The organism is Siccirubricoccus deserti, from assembly GCF_014283215.1.
Classification (GTDB): domain Bacteria; phylum Pseudomonadota; class Alphaproteobacteria; order Acetobacterales; family Acetobacteraceae; genus Siccirubricoccus; species Siccirubricoccus deserti.
This window is the reverse complement of the sequence record NZ_JACOMF010000032.1, coordinates 24476-38805: the sequence shown is the minus strand read 5'-3', so window position 1 is coordinate 38805 and position 14330 is coordinate 24476. Positions and strand designations below refer to the sequence as shown.

The window sequence follows — 14330 nt, the reverse complement described above, 5'->3', positions numbered from 1 at the left end:
CGCCCAGCCAACGATCCGGCGCCAATGATCCCGAAGCGTATTCGCTACAACGGACGCACGCCGCGGGTCACGGCCTGGTAGGTCGCCACCGCCAGCGTGGTCGGGTCAAAGGGCTTGGTGATGACGAAGGCTGGCTCCACCGCCTCGCCGGTCAGCAGCCGCTCGGGGTAGGCGGTCACGAAGATCACCGGCGCGGTCAGGTCGCGCAGGATGCGCGCCACCGCGCTGACGCCGTCACCGCCAGCGCCGAGGTTGATGTCGGCCAACACCAGGCTGGGCCGTTCGGCCTGGGCGATCGCCACCGCCTCGGCTTCGGTCGCGGCGATGCCGACCACGCTGTGGCCGCAACGTTCGACCAGCTCCTGGATGTCGAGGGCGATGATCGGTTCGTCCTCGATGATGAGGACCCGCGCCGCGGCACCGCTGCGCAAGCCATCGCGCGCCAGCCGCAGTTCCAGCTCCGCCGCCTGCGGGGCGATCCGGCAAGCGGCGGCGGCGCTGGTCAGCGGCTGCTCCTCCAGCGCCGTCAGCAGCAGCAGCATGCGCTGCAGCAGGGAGATGTCGTGCAGGTCCAGCACCCGAGAGGCTTCCGCCGCGCGCACCTCGTCGCCGATCGCAGCATAGAGCGCGGCACGCGCCGCAGCGTCCTCGGTAAGGTCGTTGCCGATCCCGGCGAGCACGCGGCGCAGCGCATCGGCCACGACGGCATCGCCGGTGGATTGGCTGCCGGTCAGGGCGCGTGCATAACGCCGGGCATAAGGCAAGGCGCGGATCAGTGCTGCACGATCCATGGCGCTCATGGCCTGAACTCCTTACCGCAGTCTGCGCTCAATCCCTGGTCTGCCCGACGGGCCTGCCGGATCGTCTCACCCATTCCTCGGGATTTCATTCGTAGCACACGTAGTGCATCCTCGCGGTCATCCATTTGAATTGATATTGGTGCAGGCGTGACGGGACAAGTGACGGACGGCGGGCTGCGCGCCATGCTCGCGGGATTGTTGCCCGAGCTGCGCGCCTTCGCCCGATACCTCGCGGGATCCCGCGCGGAAGCCGATGATCTGGTGCAGGAAGCGATCATGCGCAGCCTGCGCACTCTCGACAGCCGCACTGCGGAAATCGAGGCCGGCACGCTCAACCTGCGCGCCTGGTGCCTGGCGGTGGTCCGCAACACCTTCCATGAACAGCTCCGCGGCCGGCGGCGCGAGGCCGCGCGGCTGCGCGATACCGTACAGGAGCCGCTGACGCCGGCCGCGCAGGAAACGCCGGGCAATATGCGCGACCTGGCCCGCGCCCTGGCGACGCTGCCGCCCCTGCTGCGCGAGGCGGTGATCCTGGTCGGCGCGCAGGGGCTTTCGCACGCCGAGGCGGCGGCGATCTGCAGCGTGCCTGTCGGCACGATGAAGGCGCGGGTATCGCGCGCCCGGAAGCAACTGGCGGAGGCTCTCGATCCTGTGATGCGATGATGACGGTGCGATGCAACCCTGTGGTGCCGGCGATCATTCCTTCGCATGTCACTCGAAGGGAGCAGCTACATGGACGGCACCACCAGCATCCAGCCCGAGCAGCGCAGCCGCAGCGACCGTGGTGAGTTCCATGGGCAGTTGATTGCCCTCTTGCCGAAGCTACGGGTGCAGGCCCTGGCCCTGACCCGCAACCGGGCCGCGGCCGAGGATCTGGTGCAGGATGCGGTGGCCAATGCACTGGCCGCACAGGACAGTTTTACGCCAGGGACGAATTTCGCTGCCTGGATGCATCGCATTCTGCGCAACCGCTTCATCAGCACCCTGCGGCGGCAGCGCGAGACTACCGACATCGAGGATCTGCCGATGTCGGCCTTCGCGGTGAACGCCTCGCATGAGGATCGGATGGTGCTGAAGGAGCTCAGCCGAGCACTGGGCCGCCTGCCGTCCGAGCAGCGGGAGGCCTTGTTCATGGTGGTGCTGCAGGGCTTGTCCTACGAGGAAGTTGCCCAGGCCACCGGCTGCGCGGTCGGCACGGCGAAAAGCCGGGTGTTCCGGGCCCGGCGCCAGTTGCAGACCTGGCTCGCCGGCGAGGAGCGCAGCGGTCCCCGGATCGAGGACAGCAAGCTGCTCGTTGCCATTGGCGAAACTCGCATTGGAGTCTAGGGTGCAATGACACGGTTCGGGGCGGTCAAGCTGCGAGGCTTGACCGCCTACCCGTCCTTGGCAGCGGGGGCGATGAGCAAAGCAGACCAGACGGGGTCGGGCGAGGTCGCCAGACCCGATGCCGGCCGAAAGGAGGAAGGCGTGGATCATGCCTTCGACCTATGGCTGCAGCGTGGGCTGCACCAGCTCTACGACACCGTTGCCAAGGAGCCGATCCCGGAAGATCTCCTCCGGTTGATCGAGGACGATCTGAACTCACGCAAAAAATAGCACAAATTGCGGCGAGGTCCAGACCTCTTTACCGGCGCAGATCACTGGCTGAAAACCCGGCTAGTAATCTGCGCCGGTGGGCTGATGGCTATTGCGGTTGCGCTGCCTGCTCCGTGGCAGTGCAGATGAATGTCCGCGGCCGCTCGCAGCCCTGCCCATTGGCGCCATACCAATGGGACCGCCAGCGCGACACCAGACATCTGAGGGACGGACCCTGAACGCGTCAGCGTCCAGGGCCGCCTGCATCAGGCCGAAGCCGTTGCGCGGAACTCCGCTGGCGCGGTGCGCTCGCGCTTCACCAGCAGCTTGTTCAGCGCATGCACATAGGCGCGGGCGGCAGCGACGATGGTGTCGGTGTCGGCGCCCTGCCCGTCCACCAGCTTGCCGCCTTCCTCCAGCCGCACCGTCACCCGTGCCTGCGCATCGGTGCCTCCGGTCACGCTCTGCACCGCGAAGAGCTTCAGCGCGACATCGTGCGGGAAGGCATTGCGGATGGCGATGAAGGTGGCGTCGACCGCGCCATCGCCGGTCGCCATGCCGTCGCGCCGCTCGCCATCCACCTCCAGCGCCAGGGTCGCCATCGGGCGGACGCCGAGGCCGGTGGCGACGGTCAGGCCAACCAGCTTCACCCGGTCGTGGCCACGGACCACCTCATCGTCGACCAGCGCGGCGACATCCTCGTCGTAGACCACCTTCTTGCGGTCGGCGAGGTCCTTGAAGCGGCGGAAGGCGTCGTTCAGCTGGTTGTCGCCGATCTCGCCATAACCCAGCGACCTGAGCTTGTCGCGGAAGGCAGCGCGGCCGGAGTGCTTGCCCAGCACCAGGCTGCTGTTGCTCCAGCCGACGCTCTCCGGCGTCATGATTTCGTAGGTGGAGGCGTCCTTCAGCACGCCGTCCTGGTGGATGCCGCTTTCATGCGCGAAGGCGTTGCGGCCGACGATCGCCTTGTTCGGCTGCACGTCGAAGCCGGTGATGGTGGCCAGCAGCTTGCTGGTCCTCAGGATCTTCGGCGTCTGGATGGTGTTGGCGAAGGGCAGCACGTCGCGCCGCGTACGCAGCGCCATCGCCACCTCTTCCAGGCTGGCATTGCCCGCCCGCTCGCCGATGCCGTTGATCGTGCTCTCGATCTGCCGGGCGCCGCCGCGGATGGCGGCGATGGTGTTGGCCACCGCCATGCCCAGGTCGTTGTGGTTATGCGCCGAGAAGATGACAGTGTCGGCCCCGGGGACGCGGCTGCGCAGGTCGGTGAAGATCCGCTCCATATCCTCCGGCATCGAATAGCCGACGGTGTCGGGGATGTTGATGGTGGTGGCGCCGGCCTTGATCGCCGCCTCGACACAGCGGCAGAGGAAGTCCGGATCGCTGCGGCTGCCGTCCTCGGCGCTCCACTCAACGTCGTCGCTGTGCTGACGGCCCAGGGTGACGCTGCCGGTCACTGCCTCCAGCACCTCCTCGCGCGACATCCGCAGCTTGACCCGCATGTGCAGGTCGGAGGTCGCCAGGACGATGTGGATCCGCTTGCGCGCGGCCGGCTTCAGCGCCTCGGCCGAGCGCAGGATGTCGGCCGCAGCGGCGCGCGACAGGCTGGCGATGACCGGCCCGTCCTTGGCGAAGCGCTTGGCGATCTCCTGCACGCTCTCGAAATCACCGGGGGAGGCAATGGCGAAGCCGGCTTCGATGACGTCGACGCCGAGGTCGGTCAGCGCCTCGGCCATGCGCAGCTTCTCCTCGATGTTCATCGAGAAGCCCGGCGATTGCTCGCCGTCGCGCAGGGTGGTGTCGAAGAAGATGATGCGGTTGTCGTCCAGCGTGCCGAAGCTGGGATGGGTGATGGCCATGGGTGACGGTCCTTGTGTGACTGAGCCGAGGATGCGCGCGAGACGCCTCAGGTCCCCCTGAGCGGTGGCCGGCCGGTCAGCCGGACGTCACGCCCAGGGGCGGCTAAGTCGAAGGAGAAGGAGGCCGATGGGCAGGCGCGCGCCGGGACCGGCGGCGAGGCCGCGATCAGGACCGGACAGGGGCGCGCTCAGGGTCATCCTGGCTGGCACCCTAGCCGGGCCTCGGCGGCCGGGCAAGCGCCGAGATGCCCCTGGCGCCGCCCCACCGCAGGTTTCACCATGCGGCAAAACCCCAGGGAGACCGACGCCATGCCGCACCGCATCCTGCTCTGCCGCACCCTCCACCCCGCCGGCATGGCCGTGCTGAACGAGCGGGAGGACCTCGACATCGTTGCGCTGCACGACCCGCCAGTGGCGGAATTCCACCAGCACCTCTCCTCGGCCGATGCGGTGCTGTGCTGGCTGGAACGGGTGGATGAGGCGGCGCTGGCGGTGGCGCCGCGGCTGAAGGTGGTCTCGCGCTACGGCGTCGGCTTCGACACGGTGGACATCCCTGCCTGCACCGCGCGCGACATTCCGGTGATGGTGGTGAATGGCGCCAATGACCTGAGCGTGGCCGAACACGCGATGATGCTGATGCTGGCGGTGGCGCGCCGCGCGATCGATGCCGACCGGCATGTGAAGCAGGGCGGCTGGTGGTTCCCCCAGGGGCCGGGAATGGTCGACCTGGCGGGGCGCAGCGTTCTGGTGGTGGGCTATGGCCGCATCGGCAGCCGGGTGGCGAGCTACTGCCGCGCCTTCCAGATGAAGGTGATGGTGATGGACCCTGGCTTCCATCCCGCCCGCATCGCCGCCGATGGCTTCACCCCGGTCCGCAACCTACATGAAGGATTGGCCGAGGCGGATGTGGTGACCCTGCATTGCCCGCTCTCGCCGGCGACGCATCACCTGCTGGACGCGGCCGCCTTCGCCGCGCTGAAGCCGGGCGCCATCCTGGTGAACACCGCGCGCGGGCCGCTGGTCGCCCAGGATGCGCTGGCGGCAGCGCTGCGCGGCGGACGGCTGCACGGCGCCGGGCTGGACGTGCTGGAGGTGGAGCCCTCCAGCCCCGACAACCCGCTGTTCAAGCTGCCCAACCTCGTTGTCAGCCCGCATAATGCAGCCAGCACCGAGGAAGGCCTCGCCCGCATGGCGCGGCAGGCGGCGCAGAACATCGTGGACGTGCTCGACGGAAGGCGCGATGCCGCCTTCATGGTGAATGCCGAGCTCGCCCGCTGAGGCCGGCGTCAGCCTACCGGCTGGAAATCATAGCTGCCGACGCCCTGCAGGATAGCGAATCGGCAGCGCCCATCATCCTTGCCGGCGACACGATGGGCGCGCTTCGCCGGCACCGCATACATCTGGCCAGGCCGCAGCTCGACCACTTCGCGCGGGGCGCGGGTCTCGATGACCATCGGGCCGTCCATGCACCAGAAGGTGTCGGTCACCTCCGAATGCCAGTGCCAGGGCACCTCCTGCCCGGCGGCGAGGGTCAGGATCTGCATGCGCAATCCCGGCGCCTCGGCGACCAGCTCGCGTTTCTCCAACGGGTAGGTGTTCATCAACCCTCCTCCGGCTTGAAGCCGCTTTCGGCGACGATCGGCCCCCATTTGTCGTAATCCGCCTTGAGGCGGCGGCCGAACTCCGCGGGGGAGAGCGGATAGGGCCGCATTTCCAACCGGGCGATCGCCTCGCGGTATTCGGGCTGCGCTGCCGCCTCGGTGGCGGCGCGGTGCAGCACCTCCAGCACCGCGCCGGGGGGCGGGCCGGGAGGAACAGGCCGAACCATTCGGTGCCGGTGAGCTGCAGATAGCCCCGCTCGGAAAATGTCGGCGCATCGGGGAAGCGCGCCAGCCGCTGTTCGGAGGAGACCGCCGCCAGCCGCACCGGCCCGGCCGGTTTGGCGGCATGCGCCGCCAGATCGACCATCGGGTGGAAGCTGCAAGCGGTGCGGCCCCCGATCAGGTCCTGGATCGCCGGGGCACTGCCGCGATAGGGGATATGCGTCATCGACAACCCGGCCGCCTTGGCCAGTTGCACGCCAAGGAAATGCAGCATGCTGCCGGCGGCGGCGCTGCCATAGGGAATCTCTGGCCGGCCACGGCCCCAGGCGATGAACTCCCGCAGCGTGCCGACGCTGCCGGCCTGCGGCCCGACCCCCATGCCGAAGGGGAATTCGCCGGCCGGCGTCACCGGCAGCAGATCGGTGAAGGGGTCGTAGCGCAGCGTCGCCCGGCTATACATATGCGGGAAGATCACCAGCATGCTGGCGGCGGTGAGAAGGATGGTGTCGCCATCCGGCTCCGCCGCCCTCACCGCCTCCACCGCCATCCGTCCGGCGGCGCCGACGCGGTTCTCAACGATGACGTTCTGCGCATAGCTGCCGCGCAGCCGCTCCGCCATCAACCGCGCCGTGGTGTCGGCGCTGCCGCCGGGTGGGAAGCCGACGATGATGCGGGCGATGCCGCGCGGCTGCGCAAGCGCCGGCATCGCCAGCGGGGTGGCCAGCGCCAGCCGCAGGGCGGCGCGGCGGGTCGGGCGGGCATGGGCGTCTCCGCTGGGCTTTTCCGCAGCATGCGCCGCCCCCGGCGCTCGCTGTCAACCGGGATGGTTTCAGCCAGCGGCCGGCGGGTGCGTCGCCAGCCAATGGCGGGCGATATCGGCACGCCGGCAGACCCAGGTATCCGGGTGGCGCACCACATGGTCGAGAAAGCGTTCCAGCGCTGCGGCGCGGCCAGGACGCCCGGCAAGGCGGCAATGCAGCCCGACCGACATCATCCGCCCCCCTTCCCGCCGCAGCATGCCGAAGGCATCGGTGAGATGCTGGGTGAAGCCGTCATTCGCGGTGAAGCCGGGCGGGACGGCGAACTTCATGTCGTTGTTGTCGAGCGTATAGGGGATGACCAGCAGCGGCTTGCCCGCCGCCCGGACGTAATACGGCAGGTCATCGGCATAGGAATCGGAGTCGTAGAGGAAGCCGCCATGCTCGGCGGCCAGGCGCCGGGTGCGCTGGCTGATGCGGCCAGTGTACCAGCCGACCGGCTTCGTCCCGGTGCTCCGTTCGATCACCGCGACGCAGCGGGCGATCTCGGCGCGTTCGACGTGTTCCGGCACATGGCGGTAGTCGATCCAGCGCCAGCCATGGCTGGCCACCTCATGCCCGGCATCTGCAAAGGCCCGGCCGACATCCGGGTTCAGCTCCAGTGCCCGGCCGACGGCATAGATGGTCAGCGGCAGGCCGCGCTCGGCGAAGAGCCGCAGGATCCGCCACACCCCTGCGCGGGCGCCGTAGTCGAACTGGGTCTCGGTCGAGAGGTCACGCTCACCCATCCGCGGCTGCCCCCCCGGCACTTCATGCAGGTAGGCCTCGCTGTGCGGATCGCCGTTGAGGACGGTGTTCTCGCCGCCCTCCTCGTAATTCAGCACGAAGGAGAGGGCGAGCCGGGCGCCACCGGGCCAGTGCGGGTCGGGCGGGTTCGGGCCGTAGCCGCGGAAGTCGCGGGGGTGTTCGGTATCGGCAGCCAGCAGATGGGGCGCGTCGCTCATGCCGGAAGTCTGGCCGGGCGGGGCGGGCGGCGCAACAGAAAGGGCGCCACCCTTGCGGATGGCGCCCCGGTATCCCGCCGTTGGCGAAGGCTCAGTTCTTCGCCTTGTCAACCAGCGCGTTCTTCTTGATCCAGGGCATCATCGCCCGCAGCTTCTCGCCCACTTCCTCGATCGGGTGCTCGGAGAGCTTGCGGCGGGTGGCCTTGAAGCTGGCCTGGTTCACCTTGTTCTCCAGCATCCAGTCGCGGGCGAATTTGCCGGTCTGGATGTCGGCCAGCACGCGCTTCATCTCGGCCTTGGTCTCGGCGGTGATGATGCGCGGGCCGGTGACGTACTCGCCGTACTCGGCGGTGTTGGAGATCGAGTAGTTCATGTTGGCGATGCCGCCCTCATAGATGAGGTCGACGATCAGCTTCACCTCGTGCAGGCACTCGAAATACGCCATTTCGGGGGCGTAGCCGGCCTCGACCAGCGTCTCGAAGCCGGCCTTGATCAGCTCGACCAGGCCGCCGCAGAGGACGGTCTGCTCGCCGAACAGGTCGGTCTCGCATTCCTCCTTGAAGGTGGTCTCGATGACGCCGGCGCGGCCGCCACCGATGGCGCTGGCATAGCTCAGCGCGATCTCGAGGCCATTGCCCGAGGGGTTCTGCGCCAGCGCCACCAGGCAGGGCACGCCGCCGCCGCGCTGGTACTCGCTGCGCACCGTGTGGCCCGGGCCCTTCGGCGCGATCATGAAGACGTCGAGATCGGGGCGCGGGTCGAGCAGGTTGAAGTGCACGTTCAGCCCATGCGCGAAGGCCAGCGCCGCGCCCTGCTTCATGTTCGCGTGCAGATGCTCGCGGTACAGGTCGCCCTGGCCCTCGTCCGGGGTCAGCACCATGATGACGTCGGCCCATTTCGCCGCATCGGCCGGGGTCATCACCTTGAAGCCCGCGGCCTCGGCCTTCTGGGCGGAGCCGCCGGGACGCAGGCCGATGGCGATGTCCTTCTGGCCGCTGTCGCGCAGGTTCATGGCATGGGCATGGCCCTGGCTGCCGAAGCCGATGATGGCGACCTTCTTCGACTTGATCAGGTTCACATCCGCATCGCGGTCGTAGTAAACGCGCATGGCTGCGCTTCTCCTCTACTCGGGTTGGCTCAGGATTGCAGGCTGCGCGCGCCGCGCGCGATGGCGACGACACCGGTGCGGGACACTTCCGCCAGCCCGATCGGCCGCATCAGCTCGATGAAGGCATCGAGCTTGTCGCCCGCCCCCGTCATCTCGAAGACGAAGCTCCCGGTGGTCGCATCCACCACCCGGGCGCGGAAGGCATCCGCGAGGCGCAGCGCTTCCATCCGCTGCTCGCCGCGTCCCACAACCTTGATGAGCATCATCTCGCGTGCCAAGTGCGGGCCTTCCACGGTCAGGTCGCTCACCTTGTGCACCGGCACCAGCCGATCGAGCTGCGCCTTGATCTGCTCGATCACCATGTCGGTGCCGGAGGTCACGATGGTGATGCGCGAGAGCCGCCGCTCAGCATCCACCGGCGCCACGGTCAGGCTCTCGATGTTGTAGCCGCGGCCGGAGAACAGACCGACGACGCGCGCCAATATGCCCGCTTCGTTCTCGACGAGCACGGCGATGGTCGCGTTGCGGAAGGTGGGGTCGGATGCGTCGGGCATGTGGGTTCTTCGATCAGGCGTCGGGTAGGGGAAGCTGCGGCACGAGTCCACCCCCTCACCGGAAGCAAGGGGGCCGGGGCGGCGGTGACGCGCTAGACCAGTACCTTCCCCTCATCCGTCACCCCGGCGACCCCGCCCTGCTGGCCGGCCGCCAGGATCATCTCGTTATGGGCGGCGCCGGAAGGGATCATCGGGAAGCAATTCTCATCCTTCGCCACCGCGATATCGGCGATCACCGGGCCCGGATGCGCCAGCATCTCGCGGATGCCGGCATCGAGCTGGTCGGCATGGGTCACGCGGATGCCATGGGCGTGGAAGCTTTCGGCCAGCTTGACGAAATCCGGCAGCGAGGCGCTGTAGCTTTCCGAATAGCGGCTGCCGTGCAGCAGCTCCTGCCACTGCCGCACCATGCCCATGTATTCGTTGTTCAGGATGAACACTTTCACAGGGAGTCGGTACTGCGCGAGCGTGCCCATCTCCTGGATGTTCATCAGGATGCTCGCCTCGCCGGCGATGTCGATGACCAGCGCATCCGGATGGCCGATCTGCACCCCCATCGCCGCCGGCAGGCCGTAGCCCATGGTGCCGAGCCCGCCCGAGGTCATCCAGCGGTTCGGCTTCTCGAAGCCGAAATACTGCGCCGCCCACATCTGGTGCTGGCCGACTTCGGTGGTGATGAAGGTTTCCCGCCCCAGTTCGCGGGTGATCTCGTACAGCCGGCGCACCGCGTGCTGCGGCTTGATGATGCTGCCTTCCTGGCGGTACTGCAGGCAGTCCGTGCCGCGCCAGGCATCGATCTGCCGCCACCATTCGGCGATCGCCGCGCGGTCCTGCACCGCGTCATCGGCCTTCCACGCCTCGAGCAGCGCCGCCAGCACCCGCGCCGCATCGCCGACCACCGCCACGTCCACCTTGACGTTCTTGTTGATGGAGGAGGGATCGATGTCGGCGTGGATCTTCTTCGAGGCCGGCGAGAAGGCGTTCAGCCGCCCGGTCACCCGATCGTCGAAGCGGGCGCCGATGTTGAGCATCACATCGCAGCCATGCATGGCCAGATTGGCTTCATAGGTCCCGTGCATCCCGAGCATGCCGAGGAACTGCGGGTCGCTGGACGGATAGGCGCCTAGGCCCATCAGCGTGTTGGTGCAGGGCATGCCGGCCATGCGGACGAATTCGGTCAGCAGGCGCGAGGCCTCCGGCCCGGCATTGATCACCCCGCCGCCGGCATAGACGATCGGCCGCTTCGCCCGCTTCAGCAGCTGCACCGCGGCCTGGATCTGCGCCGGATCGGGCTCGGTCACCGGTCGGTAGCTGCGGTGCTCGGTCTGCGGCGCCTCGGTGTAGGGGCCCTTGCCGATCAGGATGTCCTTCGGCAGGTCGATCACCACCGGGCCGGGGCGGCCGGATTTCGCCACGTAGAAGGCCTCATGCACCACGCCGGCCAGCTTGTTGATGTCCTTGACCAGGTAGTTGTGCTTGGTCGCTGGGCGTGTGATGCCGGTGGTGTCGGCCTCCTGGAAGGCGTCATTGCCGATCAGGTGGGTCGGCACCTGGCCGGTCAGGCAGATCACCGGGATGCTGTCCATCAACGCATCGACCAGGCCGGTGACGGCGTTGGTCGCTCCGGGGCCGGAGGTCACCAGCACCACCCCCACCTTGCCGGTGGAGCGGGCGTAGCCCTCCGCGGCATGCACCGCCGCCTGCTCATGCCGCACCAGGATGTGGCGGATGGCATTCTGCTGGAACAGCGCGTCGTAGAGCGGCAATACCGCGCCGCCCGGGTAGCCGAAGATGACCTCGACGCCATTGTCCTTCAGCGCCTGCAGGACGATTTCCGCACCATTCATGGTGCGAGCTTCGGTCGTGGTCTGGGCGGTGGCGGACATGGCGGCTTCCTTGATACCAGGCGCCGTGCCGGGTCTCAGCCCAGGGCACGGCGACCGGGGAGCGTTAGCCCCCTTGCTGCGGCGCGTCAACGCCGCTGTTCAATAAATGCCAAGATTTCCGCGATTCTGCTTTCCTGAAATTGCGCGTTGCCCTCGATACGCGCATGGATGATATGCGTGTCGGGCACGGCAGCCAGAAGATGGTGGCGAAACCAGGTCGCCTGCCGCTTGGTGTACTGGCCGGTGTTCAGCACCGCCCGCTCCCGTGCCGCCGCCAGCGGCATCCGGCCAGCGAGATAGGCCGCCAGCTCCGGCACCCCATGCGCCCGCATCGCCGGCAGGGCGGGGTCGAGCCCCTGGGCCACCAGCCCCCTCACCTCCTCCAGCGCGCCGGCTTCCAGCATGGCATCGAAGCGGGCGGCGATGGCGGCCCGCAGCGCCTCCCGCGGCGGGTCCAGCCGGAGGGCGGCGAAACGCCAGGGGGCCGGGCCGGTATGCGCCGCCTCCCGCTGCCATTCCGCCAGGCCGCGGCCGGTGCCGCGCAGCACCTCATAGGCTCGTGCGATGCGCTGGCTGTCGCCGGGACGAAGCGTCGCTGCGGTCTCGGCATCCAGTCGCGCATGCAGCGCCGGAGCACCGAACTCGGCCAACAGCGCCCGCGCTTCTTCCCGCGCCGCTGGCGGCACCGGCGGGATGGCGGAGAGCCCCTCGGTCAGCGCCGCGAAATAGAGGCCGGTGCCGCCGCAAAGGATCGGCAGCGACGCCTCCGCCATCGCCGCCAGCGCCTGCTCCCGCCACCATGCGACGCTGGCCGCTTCCGCCGCCGGACGTACTCCATAAAGGCGATGCGGCACGCGCGCCTCCTCCTCCGCGGTAGGCCGGGCGGTCAGCACCCGCAGCTCGCGGTAGAGCTGCATCGAATCCGCATTGATGATGGTGCCGCCGAACCGCTCGGCCAGCGCCAGGGCCAGGGCCGACTTTCCGCTGGCGGTCGGGCCGGCCAGGAGGATGGCGAATGGAGCGGCCGATGGTTGCGTCATGCCGGGCGCCCCGTCATGGTCCGCGCCCCATGTCGCAGATCCTGACCCTGATCGCCCCGCCGGGTGGCCTTGCCGCGCCCGACCTCGCCCGCACCCGCGAGGCGCTCGCCGCCCTGGGCGCCTCCGCCGGCACCCCGGACTGGCTGGCGCCGGCCGAGGCCGCCGACCTGCCCTTCGCCGAGCTGGCGCCGGATCAGGCCATCGCCGCCGCCCGCGCCGCCCTCGGTGAGGCGCCGATCGACCTCATCGCCCAGCCCGCCGAGGGCCGCCGCAAGGCGTTGCTGCTGGCCGACATGGACAGCACCATCGTCACCTCGGAAACGCTGGACGAGATCGCCGCCTATGCCGGGCTGAAGGAGCGCATCGCCGAGATCACCCGCCGCTCCATGAACGGCGAGCTGGACTTCCGCCAGGCGCTGATCGAGCGCGTCGGCATGCTGGAAGGCCTCTCGGCCGAGGCGCTGGAGCGTACCTGGGAGGCGACCGAGATGACCCCCGGCGCCGGGGCGCTGGTCGCCACCATGCGGGCGCATGGCGCGCATTGCGCCATCGTCTCCGGCGGCTTCACCTTCTTCACCGGTCGGGTCGCGGACAGGCTCGGCTTCCATGCGCATTACTCCAACACGCTGCTGGTGGCGGATGGCAAGCTCACCGGCAAGGTGGGGGAGCCGATCCTCGACCGCGACGCCAAGCTCGCCACCTTGAAGCGGCTGGCGGCGGAGCTGTCGCTGCCGTTGACGGCGACCCTGACCGTGGGCGATGGCGCCAACGACCTGGCGATGTTGCAGGCCGCTGGGCTTGGCGTCGCCTTCCGTGCCAAGCCGGTGGTCGCCGCCGCGGCGCGGGCGCGGGTGGACCATGCCGACCTGCGCGCCCTGCTCTTCGCCCAGGGCTACCGCGCTGCGGAGATCAGCGCGGCCTGAGGCCCCGGCAGCCGCCCGCGCCGTTCGGCCTCTCGACGCGGCGCGCCGCCGCACTACCCTGCGCGCCGCATCAAGGAGGATAGCCATGGACGATCTGCAACTCATCAAGGTGACGGTGGCCGACCATGTCGCGCTGGTGACGATGGACGCCCCGCCCGTCAACGCCCAGGGCCGCCGCTTCAACGAGGAGATGTCGCTCGCCTTCGATCGGATCGCCGAGCGGGACGACATCCGCTGCGCGGTGCTGACCGGAGCCGGCAAGGTGTTCTCGGCAGGGGCCGACCTGAAGGACCGCGCCGCCGGCGCCGCCACCCGCCAGCCGGGTGACGGGCTGCAGCACCTGCGCCGGGCCCGCGAGTGCTACAACGCCGTCTACGAATGCCGGAAGCCGGTGATCGGCGCGGTGAACGGCGCCGCGCTTGGCGCCGGGCTGGCGCTGGTCGCCTCCTGCGACATCCTTTTTGCCTCGGAGACTGCGGTGCTCGGGCTGCCGGAGATCGATGTCGGGCTGATGGGCGGCGGCCGGCACGCGATGCGGCTGTTCAGCCATTCGACGGTGCGGCGGATGATGTTCACCGGCTATCGCATGCCGGCGTCGGAGCTGCTGCGGCTCGGCGTGGTGGAGGCGGTGCTGCCGCCCGATCAGCTCGTGCCCACCGCCATGGCGATGGCGCGGGACATCGCCTCGAAAAGCCCGGTGGCGACAAAGATGGCCAAGCACACGGCGAACGCCATCGAGTGGTCGAGCCTGCGCGACGGCTATCGCTTCGAGCAGGAGATGACCGCCGAGCTCGGCCGCTACGAGGACAGCAAGGAGGCGATGCGCGCCTTCCTTGAGAAGCGGAAGCCGGTCTTCCAGGGGCGCTGACCCGGGGCGCCGGGTGGCGGCGCTGCGGCCGCCGCCGTCCCGGCCTCTGTGACGAAAGGCACGGCGCCCGGCTGCAGGCTGCCACGGCCTGCCACCTGGACTTCCGGGTACCGCCGGGCAGCGCCGAGGACG

At 69.0% G+C, this 14330-nt stretch carries 15 protein-coding genes and 1 pseudogene; 6 read left to right on the top strand and 10 right to left on the bottom strand.

Going from position 1 to position 14330, the window contains the following annotated elements; translation table 11 throughout:
* Positions 1 to 44: 44 nt before the first annotated feature.
* Positions 45 to 800 (bottom strand): PhyR family response regulator anti-anti-sigma factor, encoded by a 756-nt coding sequence (locus H7965_RS20370; RefSeq protein WP_186772423.1) that lies wholly within the window; start codon positions 798 to 800, stop codon positions 45 to 47.
* 147 nt (positions 801 to 947) lie between these two features.
* Here H7965_RS20370 and H7965_RS20365 point away from each other — a divergent pair, with 147 nt between their 5' ends.
* From H7965_RS20365 to H7965_RS20355, 3 genes are all read left to right on the top strand, one after another.
* A complete protein-coding gene (locus tag H7965_RS20365) occupies positions 948 to 1463 on the top strand; it encodes a sigma-70 family RNA polymerase sigma factor (RefSeq protein WP_229682663.1) in 516 nt (171 codons plus the stop codon).
* 69 nt (positions 1464 to 1532) lie between these two features.
* The gene (locus H7965_RS20360; protein WP_186772444.1) at positions 1533 to 2126 is read left to right on the top strand and encodes a sigma-70 family RNA polymerase sigma factor; all 594 of its coding nucleotides are present in this window, start codon (positions 1533 to 1535) and stop codon (positions 2124 to 2126) included.
* 72 nt (positions 2127 to 2198) lie between these two features.
* Positions 2199 to 2396: a NepR family anti-sigma factor gene (locus H7965_RS20355; RefSeq protein WP_186772422.1), complete on the top strand. Its 198-nt coding sequence runs from the start codon at positions 2199 to 2201 to the stop codon at positions 2394 to 2396.
* 245 nt (positions 2397 to 2641) lie between these two features.
* Here H7965_RS20355 and H7965_RS20350 read toward each other — a convergent pair whose 3' ends face one another.
* Positions 2642 to 4234, bottom strand: a complete 1593-nt coding sequence (locus H7965_RS20350; RefSeq protein ID WP_186772421.1) for a 2-isopropylmalate synthase — start codon at positions 4232 to 4234, stop codon at positions 2642 to 2644.
* A gap of 309 nt (positions 4235 to 4543) precedes the next feature.
* Between H7965_RS20350 and H7965_RS20345 the strand changes: the two genes are divergently transcribed.
* The gene (locus H7965_RS20345; RefSeq protein ID WP_186772420.1) at positions 4544 to 5512 is read left to right on the top strand and encodes a hydroxyacid dehydrogenase; all 969 of its coding nucleotides are present in this window, start codon (positions 4544 to 4546) and stop codon (positions 5510 to 5512) included.
* An 8-nt stretch (positions 5513 to 5520) separates the two neighbouring features.
* On the opposite strand, the gene H7965_RS20340 is transcribed toward H7965_RS20345, so the two are convergent.
* The 8 genes and pseudogenes from H7965_RS20340 to miaA all read right to left on the bottom strand — a co-directional run bounded on the left by H7965_RS20340 (position 5521) and on the right by miaA (position 12407).
* Positions 5521 to 5835: a cupin domain-containing protein gene (locus H7965_RS20340; protein ID WP_186772419.1), complete on the bottom strand. Its 315-nt coding sequence runs from the start codon at positions 5833 to 5835 to the stop codon at positions 5521 to 5523.
* Positions 5835 to 6062: a tripartite tricarboxylate transporter substrate-binding protein gene (locus H7965_RS31790; RefSeq protein ID WP_186772447.1), complete on the bottom strand. Its 228-nt coding sequence runs from the start codon at positions 6060 to 6062 to the stop codon at positions 5835 to 5837. Before H7965_RS31790 ends, H7965_RS20340 begins: the two co-directional genes overlap by 1 nt.
* Positions 6063 to 6079: 17 nt before the next feature.
* Positions 6080 to 6676, bottom strand: a pseudogene (locus H7965_RS32025) (tripartite tricarboxylate transporter substrate-binding protein); the annotation flags it as partial.
* Between the two features lie 210 nt (positions 6677 to 6886).
* A complete protein-coding gene (gene puuE / locus H7965_RS20325; protein WP_186772418.1) occupies positions 6887 to 7819 on the bottom strand; it encodes an allantoinase PuuE in 933 nt (310 codons plus the stop codon).
* A 91-nt stretch (positions 7820 to 7910) separates the two neighbouring features.
* Positions 7911 to 8927: a ketol-acid reductoisomerase gene (gene ilvC / locus H7965_RS20320; protein ID WP_186772417.1), complete on the bottom strand. Its 1017-nt coding sequence runs from the start codon at positions 8925 to 8927 to the stop codon at positions 7911 to 7913.
* Positions 8928 to 8956: 29 nt separating this feature from the next.
* Positions 8957 to 9481, bottom strand: a complete 525-nt coding sequence (gene ilvN / locus H7965_RS20315; protein ID WP_186772416.1) for an acetolactate synthase small subunit — start codon at positions 9479 to 9481, stop codon at positions 8957 to 8959.
* 92 nt (positions 9482 to 9573) lie between these two features.
* The gene (locus H7965_RS20310; protein ID WP_186772415.1) at positions 9574 to 11367 is read right to left on the bottom strand and encodes an acetolactate synthase 3 large subunit; all 1794 of its coding nucleotides are present in this window, start codon (positions 11365 to 11367) and stop codon (positions 9574 to 9576) included.
* Positions 11368 to 11453: 86 nt separating this feature from the next.
* Positions 11454 to 12407, bottom strand: a complete 954-nt coding sequence (gene miaA / locus H7965_RS20305) for a tRNA (adenosine(37)-N6)-dimethylallyltransferase MiaA (protein ID WP_186772414.1) — start codon at positions 12405 to 12407, stop codon at positions 11454 to 11456.
* A 29-nt stretch (positions 12408 to 12436) separates the two neighbouring features.
* On the opposite strand from miaA, the gene serB reads away from it, so the two are divergent.
* Both serB and H7965_RS20295 read left to right on the top strand, forming a co-directional pair.
* Positions 12437 to 13330, top strand: a complete 894-nt coding sequence (serB, locus tag H7965_RS20300; RefSeq protein ID WP_186772413.1) for a phosphoserine phosphatase SerB — start codon at positions 12437 to 12439, stop codon at positions 13328 to 13330.
* An 85-nt stretch (positions 13331 to 13415) separates the two neighbouring features.
* Positions 13416 to 14198 (top strand): enoyl-CoA hydratase/isomerase family protein, encoded by a 783-nt coding sequence (locus H7965_RS20295; protein WP_186772412.1) that lies wholly within the window; start codon positions 13416 to 13418, stop codon positions 14196 to 14198.
* Positions 14199 to 14330 lie beyond the last annotated feature (132 nt).